We start from the raw sequence: 21,767 nt of genomic DNA on the forward strand, positions 1-21,767 counted from the left end.
TGTGGGCCGTGGCGGATGCGGCGCCCTGGCTTGCCGCTTGCCGCTAGAGGCTTGCCCCTGCTTTTACGTTATAATCCCGCCCTTTCGTTGTTTCTCGCCCCTTTGCGAGCACACTTTATTTTCAAGGCGCACTGCGCCCGCATGCAGACTAAACGAGGCTAGACCCCTGTGGCATTGACGATTCTTGGCCTGTCCGGCGCCCTTAGCCATGATCCTTCAGCAGCCCTGTACATCGACGGCAAGCTGATTGCCGCCGCTGAAGAAGAGCGTTTCGTGCGCGACAAGCATGCAAAGAACCGCATGCCCTACGAGTCGGCGAAGTTCTGCCTGGAGCAGGCCGGGATCAAACCTTCCGACGTTGACGTGGTAGCGATCCCGTTCGCCCCTATCAGCCTGTTCGGCAAGGCGCGCTGGCACTACGCCAAGCGGTACTGGTATGCGCCGGACCGCGCCCTGGACGCGATCCTGATGGGCAACCGTCGCTACAAGCGCTATCGCAAGAAGATCGTCTGGTGCCTGGAGCAATTGGGTTTCGATCCGAAGAAGATCAAGATCGAGCCGGTGGAACACCACCTGGCTCACGCTTCCAGTGCCTATCACTGTTCGGGTTTCAAGGAGAAGACCGCGATCCTCGGGATCGACGGCAAGGGTGAGTACGCCACCACCTTCTTTGGCTACGGTGAAAACGGCAAGATCCACAAGATCAAGGAATTCTTCGACCCGGACTCCCTGGGTGGCCTGTATGGCGCTATCACCGAGTTCCTCGGCTTCGAGATGCTCGACGGCGAGTTCAAGGTCATGGGCATGGCGCCTTATGGCGATGCCAGCAAGTACGACTTCTCCCGTCTGGCCAGCTTTGAAAACGGCGAACTGGTGATCAACACTGACTACGCCAACGTCATTGGCCTGCGTCGCTACAAAGAGAAGGGCAAGGGGTTCTACTTCTCGCCAAAACTCATCGAGTGGCTGGGTCCCAAGCGCGAAGGCGACATCGCCGACGAGCCGTACATCCACTACGCCGCGAGCATGCAGGCGCTGTTCGAGAAACTGGCCCTGCAGATGATCGACCACTACCTGGGCGACGTCCTCAAGGAAACCGGCAAGCTGGCCTTCGCTGGCGGCTGCGCGCTGAACGTCAAGCTGAACCAGAAGATCATTGCCCGTCCTGAAGTCAAAGAGCTGTTCGTGCAGCCGGCTTCCGGCGACGCCGGCACTGCAGTGGGTGCTGCTGCGTACGTGTCCCATGCCCGTGGTGTGCCGGTAGAGAAGATGGAACACGTCTATCTCGGCCCGTCCTACAGCAACGAAGACGTGATCGCGGCCTGTGCCCGTCACCCGAACAAACCGGCCTGGCGGCAAATCGACAACACTCCGGAACGCATCGCCAAGATCATGGTGGATGGCAATCCGGTGGCCTGGTTCCAAGGCCGTATGGAGTTCGGTCCACGGGCCCTGGGCGGTCGCTCGATCATCGGTTGCCCGAGCGCCGCGGGTGTTGCCGACCGGATCAACGAGCAGATCAAATTCCGCGAGCGCTGGAGGCCTTTCTGCCCGTCGATGCTCGACACTGTCGGCCCGCAGATGATCAAGGTCGACCATCCGGCGCCATTCATGACCTTCACCTTCGAAGTGGCTGAAGAGTGGAAGACCCGGGTGCCGGAAGTGGTTCACGAAGACGGTACCTCCCGGGCTCAGGTGCTCAAGCGCGAATACAACCCGCGCTACTACGACATGATGAAAGCGTTGGAAGTCCTGACCGGTAACGGCGTGTCGCTGAACACCTCGTTGAACCGCCGTGGCGAGCCGATGATCTGCTCGCCGACCGACGCCCTGAACATGTTCTACGGTTCCGATCTGCAGTACCTGATCATGGAAGACATTTTGGTGGTCAAAGACGGCGTGGACCCTTATGACACGCTCGGCTGAACGCCATGTGCTGCAGTTCTGCCACGGCTATGACGGGCCGTTCCTGGACTGCGCTCGGCAATACGCCAACCTGTTCGCGGGCAGCGGCTATCGGGTGACCACGGTGTTTCTCACCGGGGCCGCCGATGCCGATGTGGCTGCCGGCTGTGCGTCCGATGAAGTGCTGTTCATGGAATACAGCTCCAAGGCCATTCGTGGCCTCAAGCTGGGTGCCATTCGTGACCTGCGCAAGATTGCCGCTTCGCGCAATTTCAGTTTTTGCATCGCTCATCGCTTCAAGCCGATCTATATCGCCTTGCTGGGGACCGCCTTGCCGGTGATCGGAGTTCATCACGCGTTTTCCGACTACAAGCGCCGTAGCCGGCAGATTTTCGCCGGGCTGTTTCGCAAGCGCCTGAGCCTGCTGGGGGTTTCCGACGCGGTACGTGACGACATGCGTGCCTGCCTGCCCAAATGGCCTGCGGCGCGAATCCAGACGTTGTACAACCGCATCGACCTGGACGCCTTGCAGGCCAGCCAGTTGGACGCGGCCCAGGCCCGCAGTGAGCTGGGTCTGTCCGCGGATGCCTGGATTGTCGGCAACGTCGGACGCCTGCACCCGGACAAGGATCAGGCCACTTTGCTGCGGGGCTTTGCCGCCGCCGTGCCGCAATTGCCTCAGCAGAGTCAGCTGGCAATTCTGGGGACCGGGCGCCTGGAGAAGGATCTGAAATCCCTGGCCCGTGAACTGGGTGTGGCTGATCGTGTGTTGTTCCTCGGGCAGGTGCCGGAGGCTCGGCGCTATTTCCGTGCGTTCGACGTATTTGCCTTGAGCTCCGATCACGAACCCTTTGGCATGGTCCTGCTGGAAGCCATGGCGGCCGGTGTGCCGTTGCTGGCCACCGCCTGTGGTGGTGCAAAGGAAGTGGTAGAGGGCGTGGGCATTCTGTTTCCTCTGGGAGACGCCGAGCATATGGCCCAAGGGCTGCAGCACCTGGCCGCGATGGATGATCATCAGCGCCGGGTCTGTGCCGAACTGATGCTCGACCGCCTGCGCGAGTGTTTCTCCGACCGTGCTGTACGCGATGTGTTCTGGCGTTTGCCGCAAGTCACCGATCTGACCGCGAGGGGCTGATGCTCAATCGATTTCAAGGCTGGCGCGAACGTGGCTGGTCAGTCATTGATGCGTCGACCTATGCCGAGGCCTGGCAGCGGTTTGGTGGCAGTGTGGCGACTCATCCGCTGGTGGTGGAGCAACTGGCAGACCTGGCGCAGATTCCCGTGCGTTATTTGGCCTGGGAACAGGACGGCCATCTGCAGGCGGCCATTGCCACCTGGGGGCGGGATCTGGCGCTGTCCAAGGACGTGCTCAAGCGAGCCGGCAAGAAGGGCTTGTTCGACATCGGCAATGCCGAGCTGATCCTGCCGGCCGCCGCCGATGCCCAGGTGCCGCTGCGTCATCGCGGGCGTTACCTTTCTGCGCTTAACGAAGGGCGCTTCAGCACCCTCAAGCCTCAGGCCGAACAATTGGCCATGGCCCGTACCCCTGAAGAGCTGTCGAAGAAATTTCGCTACAACCAGCGTCGCGAACTGCGTCTGCTGGAAGAGGCGGGCGGAGTGGTGCGCGCGGTCAGTGATTTCACCAGTGCTGAACTGGCGGCCATTTACTGTGACCTGTTCCAGCGCCGCTGGGGCTTTCCGGCCACTGGCGCCGAACGTATGGCCGAGGTGTTGGAACGCTTGCGCGAGCTGCTGATCGGCTCGGTGATTTTCCTCAACGATGCGCCGATTGCCGTGCAGTTGATCTACCGGGTCGAAGCGCCGCAGTGGATCAGTGTGGAGTACGTCAACGGCGGTGTTGACCCGCAGACGCGTGAGTTCAGTCCGGGTAGCGTGCTGAGCTTCCTCAACACCCAGAGTGCCTGGGAACAGGCTCGGGCCCTGGACAAACCGCTGCGTTTCTCCTTCGGTCGCGCCGACCGTGAGTACAAGGACCGTTGGTGCAATCCTGTGCCGGTTTTTCAGGTGTGAGTCCATCCATGAGTCGCAAACAGCAACTGCTCAAGCGCCACCGGCGCAATAAACGAATCGCCCTGCTGGCGGGGCTGGTGCTGTTGCTGCTGATTGGCGTGCTGGTGGCCTGGTGGTTGCCGCTGCTGCTGGCCGTTCTCGGCTGGCTGGCCCATGAGGCCTGGTTTGCCGATCACCTGTTCTACTCGCCCAAGGATGACTACTGCTACGACTTCGGCAACGAGGCTCGGCAGGTCGCAGTGCGCCTGGAGGCGGGGCGCCTGCTGGTAGACTCGGCGCAGGAGCTGGCCGCGGATGAGACGCTGATCCTCGGGGTTCAGGTCAAGAGTTCCTGGATCGGACGCTTTCTCGATCCGGCCATTGAAGTGCTGGGCGGCCCAACGCTCGACCGTCAAGCGTTCGAGCGTGGGGTCAATGGCCTGCGTTATCTCAACCTTAGCGGCCTGGCTGGCCCCCTGATCGGTGGCGAGCTGCAACTGCGCGGGCGTTTCTGTCGGATTCGGGTCCAGCCCCAGTTGATGGCCTGGCGCGATCCCGACTACCGGCGCCAGCGAGTGATGGTGATCGCTCCCCATGCCGACGATGCCGAACTGGCAGCCTTTGGCTTGTACAGCCAGGCCGACGAAGCCTGGATCGTGACCCTGACAGCGGGGGAAATCGAGGCCGAGCATTATCAGGCCATGGGTATGAACCCAGTTGAGGCGGCGCGAATCAAGGGTCGCTTGCGGGCCTGGGACAGTATTGCCGTGCCGCGTTGGGCTGGAGTGCCTGAAGCCCAGTGCGTGCAGCTGGGGTACTTCTGCCTGCAGCTACCCGCCATGCAGGCCGCTGCGCAGCAGCCGGTGGCCTCGCGTGAGGCGCAGTTGAGCGATATCCGCCTGTTCCGCCAGTTCAATCCGTTCCCGCTGCCCGCCGATCGAGATGGGTTGCCGACCTGGGACAACCTGTTGGCTGATCTGCGCGAGCTGCTCCTCAAGGCGCGGCCCGAAGTGCTGGTGTTGCCGCACCCGTCACTGGACCCTCATCCCGACCATATCTGCGCCCAGGTGGCGGTGATGCAGGCGCTGGAGGGCTTGGACTGGCAACCGACCACTGTGCTCGGCTATGCCAATCACCTGCATGACAATGATCGTTGGCCGATGGGCGATTCGGGGGCGGGCATTGCTTTGCCGCCGGTGTTCGATTCGACGACAGTGTTGCGTCCCTGGTGCTTGCCACTGTCCCAGGTTGAGCAATATGACAAGGCCATGGCCTTGGGCATGATGCATGACCTGCAGCCGAGAATGCCGTTCAAGCGGCGTCTGCGCAGGTCGATACAATGGCTTCTGGCTAGTAGAGTGCCTTCGACCCTGGGAGAGAATGAGTTCTTTCGCAAGGCAGTACGGCGGCACGAACTGTTCTGGCTGTTGCGGCAGCGATAAAACCGGCATAAACACAGGAATCTGTTGTGCCCCTAACCTGACAGCGAGTCTTTTGTGATCAATCCACGCCCGCGAATCCTGTTTCTCATGCCCTATTTCGGGCGCTGGCCATTCTGGCTGCCGTTTTTTCTCGAAAGCTGCCGACGCAATCCGGATATCGACTGGTTGTTTTTCAGCGATTGCGGGACTCCGGAGAATCTGCCGCCTAACGTCCAGTTTGAAAGCATCAGCTTTGCTGATTACTGCGCTTTGGTATCCCAGCGCCTGAACATCGATTTTGCGCCCAATGCGGCCTACAAGCTCTGTGATATCAGGCCAGCAATGGGGTATATCCATATTGATCGGCTGGAGGGCTACGACTTCTGGGCTTTCGGCGATATCGACCTGGTCTACGGTGACCTGCGGGCCTACTTCACCGCGGATCGTCTGGCGAAGTATGACCTGTTCTCCACCCACGAGCGTCGCGTCGCTGGGCACTTGTGCCTGATACGCAACAGCGCCCGCCAGCTTGAGTTGTTCAGGCAGATCAAGGACTGGCAGACGCGCTTTACCGATCAGCAGCATCACGCACTGGATGAAGGGGCGTTCAGTCGGATTTTTCTCTGGCGCAAGAACTTCCCGAAGCCGCTGTTCAAGCTGGTGGGCAAGTTCAATCCATGGCGCCGTCGCAGCGAGTTCACTGAGGCGTTCAGTACGCCGGGCGGAGTGATCGATTGGCATGACGGCAGTCGTGATTTTCCGACGCGCTGGTACTGGAAGGATGGGCATCTGACCAATGACCGCGACGGCGCCCGCAGTTTTCCGTATTTCCACTTTGTGTGTTGGAAGCGCAATGAGTGGTCGGACTTGCCGGAGCATGATGCCCAGGAAGTCCAGGCCCTGGCCAGCGAGTCGTCCTGGGTCATCGATGCCACAGGTTTTCATCGGGGAGAGTTATGAGCCAGCGCTTCAAGGTCCTGCAGCTGCAGCCGGACTACAACGTCAAGTCTCACGACTTCGCCGATCTGGCCGAGCAGATTGTCAAGGCTTTGCCGGCTGAGCGATATGAAGTCACCGCGGCCTTCCTGCGGGGGCGCCCCGGGCCGAACGATCCGGTAAGCCGGGCTGCGCATTCGGTGTATTTCGAATTTTCCGACAAGTCTCTCAAGGGCATGCGCCTGCGGGCCATGTGGCGGCTGTATCAGTTCTGCCGCAAGGAAAAATTCGACGTGGTGATCTGCAATCGCTTCAAGCCAGTGAACATGATGTTGACCCTCAACCGTTGGTTGAAGGCCCCACTGTGCATCGGCATTTCCCACGGTTTTGGTGAGTACGACAGGTTTTACCGGCGGCGCCAGACACAGCGCCTGATCGACCGGCACTGGCGCTTTGTCGGTGTGTCGCCCGCGGTCAAGCAGTACCTGCTGGATTGCCAGTGCGGCTTCACCGATCAGAACACCTGGGCGATCACCAACGCCATCGATATCGAACAGGCCGAAGCCTTGCAGCATTCCCGCGAGCGCTCTCGTGAACTGTTGGGGTTGGACCCTTCAGTGCGCCTGATCGGCGCTCTGGGGCGCCTGGTGCCAGTCAAGGGCCACACTTACCTGCTGCAGGCATTTGCTCAGCTCAAGGACAAGTACCCACAGACTCAACTGGCGATCATTGGCGCCGGGCGCGAAGAGGCCAATCTGCGCGCCGAGATCGAGCGTCTGGGGCTGCAGGGTCGGGCCCATCTGCTGGGCTTCAAGGAGAACGCCCTGCAGTACGTGCGTGCCTTCGACATCTGGACCATGCCGTCGCTGGCCGAAGGCTTGGGCCTGGCGCTGCTGGAGGGCATGAGCGGGCAGTTGCCGGTGATCGCTTCCAATGTGCCGGCGATGCTGCCGCTGATCGAAGGGGCCGGTGGCCTGGCGGTGGAGCCGGCCAATGTGCCGGCGCTGAAGGCGGCCCTGGACAATTACCTGGGGCTCTCCGATGAGGCGCTGGCCGACAAGGGCCAGCAAGCGTATCGCTATCTGCAGAAAGAACATGATATCGAGGTGTTCCGCGAGGAGTACCTGCAATTGATTGACTCGGGATTGAGTCAGGCGGGCAAGAGGCAGTAATGACAGACCAGCAACCTGTGGTGACGGTAATCATCGCCTCCTACAACCACGCGCCCTATATCGAGCAGAGCATTCTCAGTGTGCTCAACCAGACCTATTCGAACATCGAACTGCTGGTTGTGGATGACGGTTCAAGCGATGACAGCGTCGAGCGTATCCGGCGTTTGCAGGCGTTGCATGGTTTCGACTTCCGCGTCCAGCAGAATCAGGGGCTGACCAATACCCTCAATGGCGCCATCGCTCGGGCCAAAGGCAGCCTGATCGTGCCCTTCGGCTCCGACGACATTATGCTGCCCGAGCGTATCGCGACCCAGGTGGCGTACCTGGACGGCAAGCCTGAAGTCGGGATCTGTGCCGGCAATATCGAGTTGATCGACAGCGATGGCAACCTGTTTCCCGAAAATCGCCAGCGCCGTGACGTGCCGTTCCGGCGTCTGGACTTCGATGACATGTTCCTTGAGCGCAAGCCTTACCCGCCAGCGCCGACGTTGATGATTCGCCGTGAGGCACTGGAGAAGGTCGGTGGTTTCGACCCGAGTATCCGCCTTGAGGACTTGCTGATCGAGCTGAAGATCACCCATGCGGGCTACTTTATCGATGGCTTGAACGTATTGATGGCGCGTTATCGCAAGCACGCCACCAACTCCTACAAGAACCACCGCTTCATGATCGACAACATCCTGCGCACCTACGCTTTGTTCAGTGAGCATCCGCTGTACGAGGAGGTGCGCTACAAGTTCCTCAGCTCGATGTTCCTCAAGGTGTCAAACCGCGATCGGAAACTGGCTCGTGAATTGTTGTCGCAGATCCCGTTCAAGGCCTGGAACAAGAAAACCTGGCGTGGGCTGGGTCGTCTGTATTTTTCGCCGCTGGAAAAAGACTGAAGGGGGCGCCGGAGCATGGGCTGGATTCAACGCTTTCTTGAAAAGCGCGCCAAGCGTGCGATCCGCAAATTGCCGAAAATCGAACGCGGCGTGGTGCGCTTCCAGCAGCGTTATCCGGGTTACAGCATTGGCCGCGGCAGTTATGGCTTGCCTGAGGTGCATGACTGGCAGGAAGGCTCGACCCTGAGCATTGGCGCTTACTGCTCGATCGCCGAAGGCGTGCAGATTTTTCTCGGTGGCCACCACCGTGCGGACTGGGTCAGCACCTATCCCTTTCCCGCAATGCTGCCCCAGGCCGCGCATATCAGCGGTTATGCCGGCACCAATGGCGATGTGCGGGTGGGCAGTGATGTGTGGTTGTGCTCCAACAGCACACTGTTGTCCGGTGTGACCATTGGCCATGGCGCGATTGTCGCGGCGGGGGCCTTGGTCACCAAGGATGTGGAGCCCTATGCGGTGGTCGGTGGCAATCCGGCGCGCTTCCTGCGGTGGCGCTTCCCCGAAGAACAGCGCCAGCAGTTGTTGCAGAGTGCCTGGTGGGACTGGCCGGAAGCCGAGTTGCACGGGCTTGCCGACAAGCTGTGCAGCGATGATATCGACGCCTTCCTGGCCTATGCCCGGCAGCGTCAGGCCTGACGTTCAGCGGCTCAATCCCCTGTGCCCCGATACCCTGGCAGCCTTGTGCGGCTACCAAGGTACGGATGTGGGTGTGCAGGGCTTCAGTGGGCGCCTTGGCGCTCGTCGCTCGCAGGCAGTTGCTTGAGCAGGCCGGTTGCACGGGACATCGAGGTGGGCAGGGCATAACCGGCCTGTAGTGCGTTCAGGTGCTCCTTGAACAGCCAGCCACGATCTTCGGTATAGCGCTGCATGTGTCGCAGATTGCGCTGGCGCAGTGAAGTTCTCAGTGAGGAGGGGTAAACCCGCAGATCGGCAAGATCGATCAGGCCGAACTCGCCATTCTCCAGCACCAGCACATTGGCCAGATGCAGCGAGCGAAAGTACACCCCTTGTTCATGCAGTCGTGCCATGAACGTACCGAAGTCCTTGATCAGCTGCGCGCGCTCGTCTGCCGAGCCTGCCAATTGCAGGCGCTGGCGCAGGGTCTGCCCAGGCAGTGGCTGGTAGCGCACGGCGTTGCTGCCGTCGGCAAGTCGGTACAGGCCCAGGATGACCGGGGTGATAATGCCCAGATCACGTAATTGCTCGCTGTTTGCGGCAAAGCGCTCGGAGTAGGGGTTGAACCCTCCTGAGGTGTACCAGCGACGAGGGCGGAACAGCTTGAAGAAACTGCCATCCTCCAGACGCAGGACCTTGGGCCCCAGGCCATCGGCTTCGATGACCTGGGCATTGGCGAGCAGTTGTTCGGCTGCGGCCGGGGTCAGTGAGGCTACCTGCAGGGGCGGCGAACGTTTGGCGCGCTGGTGAATGCACAGGGCAGCGATCAGGGCCAGGGGGATCCACAGCAGGAACCAGTGCTCCTTTGGACGCGAAAGAATCCCGCCGCCTTCTGTCAGACCGGCGCCAATACCAAAGACCAACCAGCTGGAAGCCAGGATCAGCAAGGGGGTGGCGCGAAGCTGCCAGCTCTTGAGCAGGGCCCAGGCCTGCATGAACAGCCACGGCAGCAGGCCGAAGATGCCCACATAGTAGAGAACCCCCAGGGCAAAGTTGTGTGGCTCCTCCAGGAGGAAGCCGATACCCGGGTCCAGGGACAGGCTGGCGTTATAGCCATGACCGATCCAGGGATGATTGACGATCTGTTCCAGCGCCAGGCGCCAGAGGTCGAAGCGCGAAGAGCTGCCACGCTCCAGAAGCATCTGCGAGAACATGAGCAGGACCGCCGCGCCGCCTACTGCCATGCCCGCAAGCAGCATCAACGAGCGACGGTTCCAGCTGATGAAGCTCAGCCAGAGAGCGGCCAGGGTCAGCGCCACCAAGGGCGTCCTGGAACCGGTGGCAATCAGTGCGGCAAACATGATGGCCATTGCCGGAATGCTCAGCCAGAGCATCTGGTAGCGGCGACAGGTCATGCTCAGGCTCAGCCAGTAGACGCAGAAGAACCCGAAGACGTGGGAGCTCAGCAGCGGATTGTCAAAGGCTCCGGCACCCACCATGCGCAGATCGGGGGTGTGGTAGCGAACGAAGACATACAGATTGAAGATCGAGGCGAGCAGGGCAACGATCGCCGCGCAGAAGATCAGTGGCTGCAATATGTCATTGCGATAGCGAACCAGCAGGGTACAGCCGGCAAACAGCATCAGCGTATGCAAAGGGGTCTTGATCTCTCCCAGCACGCTGTCGACCGGCGGGCTCCAGGCCAGGCTGGCGATGGCCCAGGTACAGAACAGCAGCATGGCGATGAAGATAGGTTCGCGCAGCAGTCCTTTCAGTTCGCTGGGGCGTATGCATAGGGCAATCAGCGTCGGGATGCTGAACAGGCCGTAGTACAGCTTGTGCAACAGGCTGCGGCCGGGGAGGAAAAACAGCGCGCAGAGCAGTAATAGATACCCTAGCGGCAGAATCCACAGGCAAATGAAATCGAATACTCGATTCGACGTGTTGCGAAGAGCATTGGGTTGCATGCTTAGACGTTCATCCCGGAAGTTAAGCTGGCAATCATAACGATTAATACCGGGCGGTGTCGTTGGTCAGCTGAACAATCTCGGCCCCTTGGGAGTGCCGGTACCTCGAACAAGCTGTGCTAAAGTCAGCCTCCTTTTTGACGACATTCCCGTGATATGACCGACTCCAGTCCCAGCGCAAGCCCCTCGAGCTTGAAAATCTACTTCCGTCTGCTTGGCTATGTGCGGCCCTATATTGGTCTGTTTCTCATCAGCATCGTCGGGTTCCTGATCTTCGCTTCGACCCAGCCCATGCTCGGCTACATCCTCAAGTATTTCGTCGATGGCCTGTCCAATCCCGAGGCTGCGCTGTTTCCCACTGTGCCCTACTTGCGAGACATGCGGTTGCTGCAGGCGGTGCCGCTGTTGATCGTGCTGATCGCTGCCTGGCAGGGCCTGGGCTCCTACTTGGGGAACTACTTCCTGGCCAAGGTTTCCCTGGGGTTGGTGCATGACCTGCGGGTGCAGTTGTTCAACAACCTGCTGACCCTGCCCAATCGCTACTTCGACAAGCACAACTCCGGACACCTGATCTCGCGGATCACGTTCAACGTGACCATGGTCACGGGGGCGGCGACAGATGCGATCAAGGTGGTGATCCGCGAAGGCATGACGGTGATCTTCCTGTTCGCCTCGCTGTTATGGATGAACTGGCGCCTGACCCTGGTGATGATTGCCATCCTGCCGCTGATTGCGATCATGGTGCGTACCGCCAGCAAGAAATTCCGCAAGCAAAGCAAGAAGATCCAGGTTGCCATGGGCGACGTGACCCACGTTGCCTCGGAAACCATCCAGGGCTATCGGGTGGTGCGCAGCTTTGGCGGCGAGACCTATGAGCAGCAGCGCTTTCTGGCAGCCAGCCAGGGCAACACCGACAAGCAACTGCGCATGACCCGCACCGGCGCGATCTACACGCCGCTGCTGCAACTGGTGATCTACAGCGCCATGGCGGTGCTGATGTTCCTGGTCCTGTACCTGCGTGGCGATGCGTCGGCGGGGGAAATGGTGGCTTACATCACCATGGCCGGGCTGCTGCCCAAGCCGATCCGTCAGCTGTCGGAAGTCAGCTCCACCATCCAGAAAGGCGTGGCCGGTGCGGAAAGCATCTTCGAACAGTTGGACGTCGAACCTGAGGTCGATCGTGGCACGGTGGAGCACGCCAGCATCAGTGGGCACTTGGAAGTGCGTAACCTGAGTTTCACTTATCCTGGTACTGAGCGTCAGGTGCTGGATGACATCAGTTTCAGCGTCGAGCCGGGAAAAATGGTCGCCCTGGTGGGGCGTTCCGGCAGCGGCAAGTCGACCCTGGCCAACCTGATCCCGCGCTTCTATCACCACGACAAGGGCCAGATCCTCCTGGATGGCACCGAGGTCGAAGATTACCGTCTGTTGAACCTGCGCCGGCATATCGCTCAGGTTACCCAGCACGTCACCCTGTTCAGCGACACCGTGGCCAATAACATTGCCTATGGCGATCTGGCCGGCGCACCACGGGCGGACATCGAAAAAGCAGCGGCCGACGCCTATGCCATGGACTTTATCGCCCAGTTGCCAGAAGGCCTCGACACTCAGGTCGGGGAGAACGGCGTGCTGCTTTCAGGTGGCCAGCGTCAGCGCCTGGCGATTGCCCGGGCCTTGTTGAAGAATGCACCGCTGCTGATTCTCGACGAGGCCACCTCGGCCCTGGACACCGAGTCCGAGCGGCATATCCAGGCCGCCCTGGACAAGGTCATGAAGGGACGCACCACCCTGGTGATCGCGCACCGTCTGTCCACTATCGAGAAGGCGGACATGATCCTGGTCATGGATCAGGGACGGATTGTCGAGCGCGGCACTCACGCCCAGTTGCTGGCCCAGAATGGCTACTACTCGCGGTTGCATGCCATGGGCCTGGAAGAGCCCGCACCCAGCGGTATCGCCTGAGTCTTCCCGGGGAGCGGGCCCGCTCGCTCCCCGGAGCCTCCAGGGTGTGCAAGGCACCTTGGCATCATTTGTATAACCCGCCTTACAGTCTTGACCAAGGCTAAATAATTCTGCGTTTCTCGCTTGTTATGGTTCCCGCCTGAATCTTCGAACGGATCGAGAGGGCCATCCTTCTCGCGTGGGTATCGCAATGCTGCAACGTTTTGTGTGGAAGTTATTACCCAAGACCCAGCGTCATTTCCTGTTGGGTCGCCTGTCGGTGGTGGATCGTCAGGTGGTGAACAAGTCCATGTCCGCCAATGTGCGTTTTCCCGATGCTTTTGCCCGTCATTCCTGCCTGTTTATCCACGTTCCCAAGTGTGCCGGCAGCAGCGTCTGCTCGGCCTTGTTCGATGGCTGGATGCCGGGTCACCTGCCGCTGTACTGGTATGAGCAACAGTTCCCACAGGCGTTTTCCAGCAGTTTCAAGTTCGCCTTCGTCCGTGATCCCCTGGAACGTGCCTACTCGGCCTATGCCTTTTTACGGGGCAACCGCCTGGGGCGACGGGATCAGGCGGCCCAGAGTCTGGTGACGCACTACCGGGACTTCGACGACTTCGTCGGCCGCTGGCTGCATTCGGAGAATATTCACAGGCAGATGCATTTTGCGCCCCAGAGCGACTTCCTCACCGACTCCCTGGGGCGCCTGGCCCTGGACTTCGTCGGCTATCAGGAGCACCTGCAACGTGACTTCCAGCTGCTGTGCCAGCAGTTGGGGGTCGATGCCCAACTGCCCCACGTCAACGGCACTGCACAACGCCGCACCACGCCTGTCAGGGAATTCTGCTCGGTACGCACTCGTCGCCTGGTGCGCCGTGTCTATCAACGCGACTACGAGATGCTGGGTTATGAATAAGCTCGCTTGTGCACCTCAGGAACAACTACAGATCCGCCCCTACAGCCTGTCGCTGTCCATCGAGGCCCGGGCCGCGCTCAAGCAGCAGAAGCCCTGTTGCCTTTGGCTGACCGGCTTGTCGGGGGCCGGCAAGTCGACCCTGGCCAACCTGTTGGAACTGCGCCTCAACGAGTTGGGCATGCATACCTTCGTCCTCGATGGCGACAATGTGCGCAGTGGCCTGTGCCGTGACCTGGGAATGGGGGCAGAGGCGCGCAAGGAAAACATCCGCCGCATGGCCGAGGTGGCGCGACTGATGGTGGAGGCTGGGCTGCTGGTGATCGTGTCGGCGATTTCACCGTTTCGCGCCGAGCGTGATGCTGCCCGGGCGCTGTTCGGGGCCGGACAGTTTATCGAGGTGTACATCAGCACACCGTTCGATGCCTGTGCCCGGCGCGACCCCAAGGGCCTGTATCAGGCGGCCCTGGAGGGCCGTATCAAGGATTTCACCGGCCTCGACAGTCCCTATGAAGCGCCACTGCAAGCCGATTGCGAGATCGATACCTCCAGCGTGGAGTTGCCGGAGGCGATCCGCCGGCTGCTGCAACTGTTGCCGCGCAAATGAACCGCAGGAAATCTTCGCAGGCCTCACTCAAGGCATAGAACTAGGCGGCGCCAACCCTGTGTTAATATCGCGCCCCTGTTCATTTTGTATGTGGGATGCTCCATGAAGTTGTCCATGCCGCGATTCGATCAAGCCCCTGTCTTGGTGGTCGGCGATGTCATGCTCGACCGTTACTGGCATGGTGGTACCTCACGGATTTCCCCTGAGGCGCCGGTGCCGGTGGTCAAGGTCGAGCAGATCGAGGACCGCCCGGGCGGTGCCGCCAACGTTGCCCTGAACATCGCCGCCCTCGGTGCGCCTGCTTCCCTGGTGGGCGTGACCGGTGATGATGAGGCTGCCGACAGCCTGGCTAACAGCCTGCAAGGTGCGGGTGTACGTGCACTGTTCCAGCGCATTGCCCACCAGCCGACCATCGTCAAGCTGCGGGTCATGAGCCGTCACCAACAGCTGCTGCGCATCGATTTTGAAGAACCCTTCGCCACCGACGCCCTGGCCCTGGCGGCCGAGGTTGACGCTCTGCTCGATGGCATCAAGGTGCTGGTGCTGTCCGACTACGGCAAAGGCGCTCTGCGCAACCACCAGGTGCTGATCGCGGCCGCGCGGGCCCGTGGCATTCCGGTGCTGGCGGACCCCAAGGGCAAGGATTTCTCCATCTACCGTGGTGCCAGCCTGATTACGCCGAACCTCAACGAGTTCGAAACCATCGTCGGCGGCTGCGCCGACGAGCACGAGCTGGTGAGCAAGGGCGCCAAGCTCATGCACGATCTGGAGCTGGGGGCACTGCTGGTGACCCGTGGCGAGCACGGCATGACCCTGCTGCGTCCGGAGCATCCGGCCCTGCATCTGCCGGCCCGTGCCCGTGAAGTGTTCGACGTCACCGGGGCCGGTGATACCGTGATCTCCACCCTGGCGGCAGCGATTGCCGCCGGTGAAGAGCTGCCCCACGCCGTGGGCCTGGCCAATCTGGCCGCGGGCATTGTGGTCGGCAAGCTGGGTACGGCGGCCATCAGTGCACCGGAGCTGCGTCGGGCGATCCAGCGCGAGGAAGGTTCCGAGCGTGGCGTCCTGAGTCTCGACCAGCTGTTGCTGGCCATCGATGATGCCCGGGCGCACAACGAGAAGATCGTGTTCACCAATGGCTGCTTCGACATCCTCCATGCCGGGCATGTGACCTACCTTGAGCAGGCCCGGGCCCAAGGTGACCGATTGATCGTGGCGATCAACGACGATGCTTCGGTCAGCCGCCTGAAGGGGCCTGGACGTCCGATCAACAGTGTCGACCGGCGCATGGCGGTGCTGGCGGGGCTGGGAGCCGTGGACTGGGTGATCAGCTTCCCTGAAGGCACTCCGGAAAACCTGCTGTCCCAAGTCCGCCCGGACGTGCTGGTCAAGGGCGGTGACTACGGCATCGATCAGGTGGTAGGCGCCGATATCGTCACGGCCTACGGCGGTACGGTGAAGGTGCTGGGATTGGTGGAGAACAGCTCCACCACCGCCATCGTCGAGAAGATCCGCAAGACCGACAAGGCCCAGTAACGGCTACAGTCTGAAAAAAGGCGCCTGTTCCAGGCGCTTTTTTTTGCCTCAGCCTTGGCGCCTGGCCTTGGCGGGAACCATCTTGCGCAGGATCTGCCGGGCCTTGCCGGTCAGGCGCGAAAGTTTCGAGTCCTTTTCCGGTTCGCTCAGGCCTCGTTGCCTGAGCCAGTCCTTCCAGCGAATCCGCTCCTCACGCACCACCCAGCCGTCCTGCTGGGCGAAGCTTTCCGCCAGGTACAGGCCGCGGGTGCTGGCCGGGTGCAGTTGGTCTTTCTTCAAGGTGTACAGCTCGGCGCAGGGCTGGCCATTGTCCAGGGGCATCAGGTAGAGATCCGGACGCTTGCGGTCCAGCCGCGCCACCAACTGGTCTCCCTCCAGCCGCTCGTCTACGTGGAACAGGCTCAGCGACTTGGCTTCCTTGGGGACGTCCAGGCGCAGGTCGTAGATCAGTTGCAAGGAGGCGGTGGGCAGGTGCACATAGGCCCGGGGTCGCTCCAGCAGTTGCAGGTTGGCGCAGCGTACCGGTCGCGCGGCTCCGGACAGCGGAGTCAGGCGAAAGGGCAGAGCCTCGCGGTAATGCAGGGCCCCGGCGTAAGGGGCGGGTAGCCAAGTGTCGTTGAAGCGCCCGCCGAGCCAGCCTTCCGGGGTTTCCAGCAGGCATTCCTCGGCGATTTCCTGGATGGCCGTGTGCAGCGGCAGGTTCAGTTCATGGGCGGGCACGTAGCCGGAGATCAGCTTGAGCACCACGTCACCGCGGTCCTGGCGTCGCTGGCGCACCAGCACCCAGTAGTCACGGTTCTGCCAGTGCAGGGTCAGGCGTACCGAAACCCCGAGGTTGGCCAGTTCCAAGGCAAACCTTTCGTTGTCGGCTACCGTCACTGCGCGTCGGCGCTGCAAGGTCTGAGCGAAGTTCAGCGGCATCCCGACGCTCTGGTAGCAGAGGCCTTCGGGAGTCGCTTCGACGAACAGGGGCAGGGTCTTGAAGTTGCTGGGATTCTTTCTAATCAGCGGTCGCGACATCTCGGCTCCTTCTTGCGTCGGGGTCGGCCGCGTCGGCGGCATCAGTTTTTGCCTAGAACCTGTGCCACGGTCGCCACGTTATGGGCCAGGTGTAACGGATTGATGGTCCCGACAATAGCACTGGCAACACCGGGCCGGTCAAACAGCAGTTCGAAGCTGGCCCGCACCGGATCGATGCCCGGGCTCAGGCAGGCGTGGCCGCTGGCCAGGGCCTTTTTCACCAGGATGCCTTTGTGGTGGGCGGCGGCATAGTCAATGACCGCCCGCTCAGCCTGTTCGTTCAGATTGTAGGTAACCATGGCGCAATCGCCTTGCTCCAGAGCCTTCAAGCCGCCATCGACGGTTTTGCCGGAGAAGCCGAAGCCGCGGATCTTGCCCTCTTGCTTGAGCTGCGCCAGGGTCAGGTAGACCTCGCTGTGGTCGAGAATGGCCAAGTCGTTGCCGTCGGAATGCACCAGCACCAGGTCGATGAAGTCGGTTTCCAGGCGTTGCAGGCTGCGTTCCACGGACAGTCGGGTGTGAGCGGCACTGAAGTCGTGGCGGGACACGCCGTGGGCAAACTCTTCACCGACCTTGCTGACGATCACCCATTCCTGGCGCTGGCCGCGTAGCAGGGGGCCCAGGCGCTCTTCGCTGCGGCCGTAGGCGGGGGCGGTGTCGATCAGGTTGATGCCCAGGTCGCGGGTCAGCTTGAGCAGCATGCGGGCTTCCTGGTCATCCGGAATCTGGAAACCGCTGGGGTACTTCACCCCTTGGTCGCGGCCAAGCTTGACCGTGCCCAGGCCCAGGGGCGAAACCATCAGTCCGGTGCTGCCGATGGGGCGATGCAGGTGGTGCAGGGTTGGCTGGCTCATGGCAGCAGTTGCTCCCAGGCCGGTTGTGCCAGGGGGGGCTTGGGCAGGGGGGGGAGGGGATCACTGTGGCCTGGACGAATGCCGTCGCGCTCCAGGGCTGCGAGGACTCGATCGGCGAAGTCCGGCGCCAGGGCCAGTTTGGTCGGCCAGCCCACCAGCAGGCGATCCTGCTCGGCGAGGTAGGCGTTGTCCGGCCGAGTCAGCCCCGATTGCGCCGGCTCGGCCCGGTCCACCCGCAAGGTGGCCCATTGCGCTTGGCTCAGATCGACCCAGGGCAGCAACTGAGAAAGCTCTTTGCGGGCTGCAGCGATCTGCGCCGCTGGTTCCCGGGCCACGCCTTCGGCCTCGGCGATGTCGCCACCCAGGTACCAGACCCACTGACCATCGGCAGCTGGGTGAGTGGTGACGGTGATCCGGGGTTTGGGGCCGCCACCCAGGCAATGGGCGTACAGGGGTTTCAGGCTCGGTCCCTTGACCAGCACCATGTGCAACGGACGTCGTTGCATGGCCGGCTGGCTCAGGCCGACGGCCTTGAGCAGGTCGGCATTGCCGGCGCCGGCGCTGAGGACGATGCGTTGCGCGCGAATCTCGCGCTCATCGACCCGCAGGCCCACCAGTTGATCATTTTCCAGCAGAGGTTCGATTTTCTGCCCGGCCAGCAGGCTGTCGCCGCCCAGGTCCGCCAGACGCTGGATGACGCTGGGCACATCCACTACCAGTTCAGCCAGGCGATAGACCTTGCCTTTGAAGCGCTTGTCCTGCAGGGCCGGGGGCAGTTGCTCGCCCTTGACCTGATCGACCCGGCCGCGCACGGCCTTGCTGGCAAAGAAGCTGGTGAGGTTGCCGGCCAGAGTGCCAGGTGACCAGAGGTAGTGGGCCTCGGACAGCAGGCGCACGCCGGACAGGTCCAGCTCGCCGGTGCCGGCCAGGGCTTCGCGCCAGCGCCGCGGCATGTCGGCAATGGCTTCCGAAGCACCGGTGAGGGCGCCATGCAGGGCGTATTTGGCGCCTCCGTGGATGATCCCCTGGGATTTCACGCTCTGTCCGCCACCGAGGCTGGCGCTTTCCACCAGCACAGTGGAAAAGCCCTGGCGCCGCAGGCGGGCGTTGAGCCAGAGACCGGCGACGCCTGCGCCGACAATCAGCACATCGGTGGAAATAGCGGATGGCATGCAGCGACCTCAGTGTTCAAAACGAGAGGCGCAGTATACAGGCTCATGAATCTGTAGGAGCGGCCGGGCGAACCGCGTGACAGGTTGTCACGGGGTGGGCTGTTCGCCGGCAAGCCGGCTCCTGCATGAGGCGAGGGTCAGTGCCCGGCGGTTTTCGAGAACAGCTGGATCACCACGACCCCAAGGACGATCAGCGCCATGCCGAGCATGGCCGGGATATCCAGCTTCTGACCGTAAAGAAACAGCGCGGCGATGCTGACCATGACGATGCCCATGCCGGCCCACACTGCATAGGCCACGCCTACCGGGACGGTGCGCACCACCAGGGTCAACATCCAGAAGGCCACGCCGTAGCCGACGATGATCAGCGCCAGGGGCAGCGGTGTGCTCAAGCCCTTGACCGCTTTCATTGAAACAGTGGCAATTACTTCCGCGCAGATGGCGATAGCCAGGTAGTAGTAAGCGTTCATGGGAGGGTTCCTCGTGTCTGGGGCTGCTTTTCTGAGGTCGGCATTCTAGAGGCTGATCAGATGGGGTAAAGTCATTACCTATCTGTTATGGAGATAGGTTGCTCTATGAACATGCAATGGAACCTGGAGCAGCTGCGGCTGTTTGTCAGTGTCGCCGAATTGCGCTCGTTTTCTGCGGTGGCCCGCCAGCAGCGCAAGGCTCAGTCCGCCATCAGCAACGCCATTGCCCTGCTGGAGGAGGACTTGGGAGTCAGCCTGTTCGAACGCAGCAGCGGTCGTCAGCCAAAGCTCACCGAAGCGGGCAGTGCCTTGTTGCAGGAGGCCCGAGAAATCCTGCGCCAGTGTGATCGCCTCAATGGCCGTGCGCTGGCCTTGATGCGAGGCCAGGAGGCTCGGTTGCGCCTGGCCCAGGACGAGGCGATGCCCTATCAGCCGGTGCTCGACAGCCTCGAAGCCCTGGCCGAGCGCTTTCCCAGCCTGGAAGTGCAACTGGCCAGCGGTGCCCAGGGGGACGTGGCACGCAAGCTGGTGGAGCGCCGTGCCGACTTGGGGCTACTGTTTCACCATGAGCAGATGCCGGAGACTCTGGAGCGTCGGGCCCTGGGGAGCGTCGAGATGGTCACCGTCTGCGCCGTGGGGCATCCGCTGGCCCATGAGAAGCGGGTCAACCGCCAGCTTCTGGCCCGGCACCGGCAGTTGCTGATCGCTCCCCAACTCAGTGGTTATCCCGGTGGGGAGCAGGTCAGCCCCCAGGTCTGGCGGGCTGACAGCTTTTATGTAATGGCTGAATGGCTGATGCGGGGCCTGGGCTGGGCCTGGCTGCCGCGGCATGTGGTGCAGTACCCGGCTTACCAGCAACAGATGGTCGAATTGGTCAGCGAATGGACCCCGCCGGCGCTGGTGGTGGAGTTGGCCTGGCGTCGCGATGAACCTTTAGGGCCGGCGGCGCGCTGGCTGGCGGAACGTTTTGCCGTGCACTTGAAGGCGATCGGCTAAAAAACCGATAAACTCCGCCGCCATGAATAGAACTCTCTATACCGCACTGTTTTACCTGGGGCTGCCATTGGTAGCGATTCGCCTGTGGCTGCGTTCGCGCAAGGCCCCGGCTTATGCCAAGCGCATTGGCGAGCGTTTCTCCCTGGGCTTGCCGGCCATGCAGACTGGCGGCATTTGGGTGCATGCGGTGTCTGTGGGCGAGAGCATCGCCGCCGCGCCGATGATTCGTGCCCTGTTGGCGCGTTATCCCCAGTTGCCGATCACTGTGACCTGCATGACGCCCACCGGCTCCGAGCGTATCCAGGCGCTGTTCGCCAATGAGCCGCGAATCCAGCATTGCTACCTGCCTTACGATCTGCCCTGCGCCGCGGCGCGGTTTCTTGACCGGGTGCAGCCCAAGCTGGCGGTGATCATGGAGACCGAGCTTTGGCCCAATCACATTGACCAGTGCGCCCGGCGCGGGATTCCGGTGGCCCTGGCCAATGCCCGGTTGTCCGAGCGTTCGGCCAAGGGCTATGGACGTTTTGCCCGGCTGACCGCGCCCATGTTGGGGCAAATGAGCCTGTTCGCGGTGCAGACCGAAGCCGAAGCCGAGCGTTTCCGTCAATTGGGTGCACGTCCCGAGACGGTCGAGGTCACAGGCTCGATCAAGTTCGACCTGAGCATTGACTCGCAACTGCTGGAGCGTGCCCGGGCGCTGCGCCAGCAATGGCAGGCCATGGAGCGCCCGGTGTGGATCGCCGCCAGTACCCACGAGGGTGAAGACGCCGTGGTACTCGACGCCCATCGGCAACTGCTGGCCAGTTACCCGAACGCCTTGCTGATCCTGGTGCCACGGCACCCGGAGCGCTTCAACTCGGTGTTCGAACTGTGCCAACAACAGGGTTTTGCGACGGTTCGTCGGTCTTCCGGGGAGCCGGTAAGTGCCACCACTTCGGTCTTGCTGGGGGACACCATGGGCGAGTTGCTGTTCCTTTATGCCCTGGCCGACAGCGCTTTTGTCGGTGGCAGTCTGGTCGCCAATGGCGGGCACAACCTGCTGGAACCGGCGGCGCTGGCCAAGCCGGTGATCAGCGGACCGCACCTGTTCAACTTCCTGGAAATCGCCGCGATGCTGCGCGAGGCCGGTGCCCTGCAGGAGGTGGATGACGCTGAAGGGCTGGCGGTGGCGGTGCAGCGTCTGTTCGAGCTGCCCCGGGATGCGCAGAAGATGGCCGAGGCCGGGCTCAAGGTGCTCAAGGCCAATCAAGGGGCGTTGCAGCGTTTGCTCGAGGGTCTCGATCGCTTGCTCAAGGGGCGCTGAGCCTTAGCTCCGAAAGGGCTTTGCCGGCATGCAAAAAGGCCACCC

At 61.8% G+C, this 21,767-nt stretch carries 19 protein-coding genes; 14 read left to right on the forward strand and 5 right to left on the reverse strand.

Annotated features, from left to right (window positions below):
• Positions 1-168 precede the first annotated feature (168 nt).
• The 8 genes from P7C00_RS03105 to P7C00_RS03140 are packed head-to-tail and all read left to right on the forward strand — an operon-like array spanning position 169 to position 8,964.
• Positions 169-1,926 carry a carbamoyltransferase gene (locus tag P7C00_RS03105; RefSeq protein ID WP_346634521.1) on the forward strand — a complete coding sequence of 586 codons (1,758 nt, stop codon included), beginning with the start codon at positions 169-171 and terminating at the stop codon, positions 1,924-1,926.
• Positions 1,910-3,040: a glycosyltransferase gene (locus P7C00_RS03110; RefSeq protein ID WP_404938117.1), complete on the forward strand. Its 1,131-nt coding sequence runs from the start codon at positions 1,910-1,912 to the stop codon at positions 3,038-3,040. The genes P7C00_RS03105 and P7C00_RS03110 overlap by 17 nt, the downstream gene beginning before the upstream one ends.
• Positions 3,040-3,936, forward strand: a complete 897-nt coding sequence (locus tag P7C00_RS03115; protein WP_346634523.1) for an antimicrobial resistance protein Mig-14 — start codon at positions 3,040-3,042, stop codon at positions 3,934-3,936. Before P7C00_RS03110 ends, P7C00_RS03115 begins: the two co-directional genes overlap by 1 nt.
• An 8-nt stretch (positions 3,937-3,944) precedes the next feature.
• The gene (locus P7C00_RS03120) at positions 3,945-5,357 is read left to right on the forward strand and encodes a PIG-L family deacetylase (RefSeq protein ID WP_346634524.1); all 1,413 of its coding nucleotides are present in this window, start codon (positions 3,945-3,947) and stop codon (positions 5,355-5,357) included.
• A 54-nt stretch (positions 5,358-5,411) separates the two neighbouring features.
• A complete protein-coding gene (locus P7C00_RS03125; protein WP_346634525.1) occupies positions 5,412-6,296 on the forward strand; it encodes a DUF6625 family protein in 885 nt (294 codons plus the stop codon).
• The gene (locus P7C00_RS03130) at positions 6,293-7,444 is read left to right on the forward strand and encodes a glycosyltransferase (protein ID WP_346634526.1); all 1,152 of its coding nucleotides are present in this window, start codon (positions 6,293-6,295) and stop codon (positions 7,442-7,444) included. The genes P7C00_RS03125 and P7C00_RS03130 overlap by 4 nt, the downstream gene beginning before the upstream one ends.
• Positions 7,444-8,328, forward strand: a complete 885-nt coding sequence (locus P7C00_RS03135; protein ID WP_346634527.1) for a glycosyltransferase — start codon at positions 7,444-7,446, stop codon at positions 8,326-8,328. Before P7C00_RS03130 ends, P7C00_RS03135 begins: the two co-directional genes overlap by 1 nt.
• A gap of 15 nt (positions 8,329-8,343) precedes the next feature.
• Positions 8,344-8,964 carry a CatB-related O-acetyltransferase gene (locus tag P7C00_RS03140; RefSeq protein WP_404938118.1) on the forward strand — a complete coding sequence of 207 codons (621 nt, stop codon included), beginning with the start codon at positions 8,344-8,346 and terminating at the stop codon, positions 8,962-8,964.
• 83 nt (positions 8,965-9,047) lie between these two features.
• Here the strand turns inward: P7C00_RS03140 and P7C00_RS03145 are convergent, their stop codons facing one another.
• Positions 9,048-10,910 carry an O-antigen ligase family protein gene (locus P7C00_RS03145; RefSeq protein ID WP_404938119.1) on the reverse strand — a complete coding sequence of 621 codons (1,863 nt, stop codon included), beginning with the start codon at positions 10,908-10,910 and terminating at the stop codon, positions 9,048-9,050.
• A gap of 156 nt (positions 10,911-11,066) precedes the next feature.
• Between P7C00_RS03145 and msbA the strand changes: the two genes are divergently transcribed.
• The 4 genes from msbA (at position 11,067) to hldE (ending at position 15,907) form a co-directional block, all read left to right on the forward strand.
• A complete protein-coding gene (gene msbA, locus P7C00_RS03150) occupies positions 11,067-12,872 on the forward strand; it encodes a lipid A export permease/ATP-binding protein MsbA (protein ID WP_346634530.1) in 1,806 nt (601 codons plus the stop codon).
• Between the two features lie 190 nt (positions 12,873-13,062).
• Complete coding sequence (locus P7C00_RS03155; protein ID WP_346634531.1) at positions 13,063-13,767, forward strand: sulfotransferase family 2 domain-containing protein; 705 nt, start codon at positions 13,063-13,065, stop codon at positions 13,765-13,767.
• Complete coding sequence (cysC, locus tag P7C00_RS03160) at positions 13,760-14,371, forward strand: adenylyl-sulfate kinase (RefSeq protein WP_346634532.1); 612 nt, start codon at positions 13,760-13,762, stop codon at positions 14,369-14,371. Before P7C00_RS03155 ends, cysC begins: the two co-directional genes overlap by 8 nt.
• A 102-nt stretch (positions 14,372-14,473) precedes the next feature.
• Entirely contained in the window at positions 14,474-15,907 is a 1,434-nt protein-coding gene (gene hldE / locus P7C00_RS03165) for a bifunctional D-glycero-beta-D-manno-heptose-7-phosphate kinase/D-glycero-beta-D-manno-heptose 1-phosphate adenylyltransferase HldE (protein ID WP_346634533.1), read from the forward strand.
• 48 nt (positions 15,908-15,955) lie between these two features.
• Here hldE and P7C00_RS03170 read toward each other — a convergent pair whose 3' ends face one another.
• The 4 genes from P7C00_RS03170 to P7C00_RS03185 all read right to left on the reverse strand — a co-directional run bounded on the left by P7C00_RS03170 (position 15,956) and on the right by P7C00_RS03185 (position 19,423).
• Positions 15,956-16,927 (reverse strand): metal ABC transporter ATPase, encoded by a 972-nt coding sequence (locus P7C00_RS03170; protein ID WP_404938120.1) that lies wholly within the window; start codon positions 16,925-16,927, stop codon positions 15,956-15,958.
• 41 nt (positions 16,928-16,968) lie between these two features.
• Positions 16,969-17,781: an aldo/keto reductase gene (locus P7C00_RS03175; protein WP_404938121.1), complete on the reverse strand. Its 813-nt coding sequence runs from the start codon at positions 17,779-17,781 to the stop codon at positions 16,969-16,971.
• A complete protein-coding gene (locus tag P7C00_RS03180; protein WP_404938122.1) occupies positions 17,778-18,953 on the reverse strand; it encodes an NAD(P)/FAD-dependent oxidoreductase in 1,176 nt (391 codons plus the stop codon). Before P7C00_RS03180 ends, P7C00_RS03175 begins: the two co-directional genes overlap by 4 nt.
• A gap of 137 nt (positions 18,954-19,090) precedes the next feature.
• Positions 19,091-19,423: a multidrug efflux SMR transporter gene (locus P7C00_RS03185; RefSeq protein ID WP_011058907.1), complete on the reverse strand. Its 333-nt coding sequence runs from the start codon at positions 19,421-19,423 to the stop codon at positions 19,091-19,093.
• Between the two features lie 111 nt (positions 19,424-19,534).
• On the opposite strand from P7C00_RS03185, the gene P7C00_RS03190 reads away from it, so the two are divergent.
• Both P7C00_RS03190 and waaA read left to right on the forward strand, forming a co-directional pair.
• Positions 19,535-20,419, forward strand: coding sequence for a LysR family transcriptional regulator (locus P7C00_RS03190; RefSeq protein ID WP_404939901.1), 885 nt, complete (start codon positions 19,535-19,537; stop codon positions 20,417-20,419).
• Positions 20,420-20,441: 22 nt separating this feature from the next.
• Entirely contained in the window at positions 20,442-21,722 is a 1,281-nt protein-coding gene (waaA, locus tag P7C00_RS03195) for a lipid IV(A) 3-deoxy-D-manno-octulosonic acid transferase (RefSeq protein WP_404938123.1), read from the forward strand.
• Positions 21,723-21,767 lie beyond the last annotated feature (45 nt).

This window comes from Pseudomonas sp. JDS08PS003 (genome assembly GCF_045013505.1).
GTDB classification, from domain to species: domain Bacteria; phylum Pseudomonadota; class Gammaproteobacteria; order Pseudomonadales; family Pseudomonadaceae; genus Aquipseudomonas; species Aquipseudomonas protegens_B.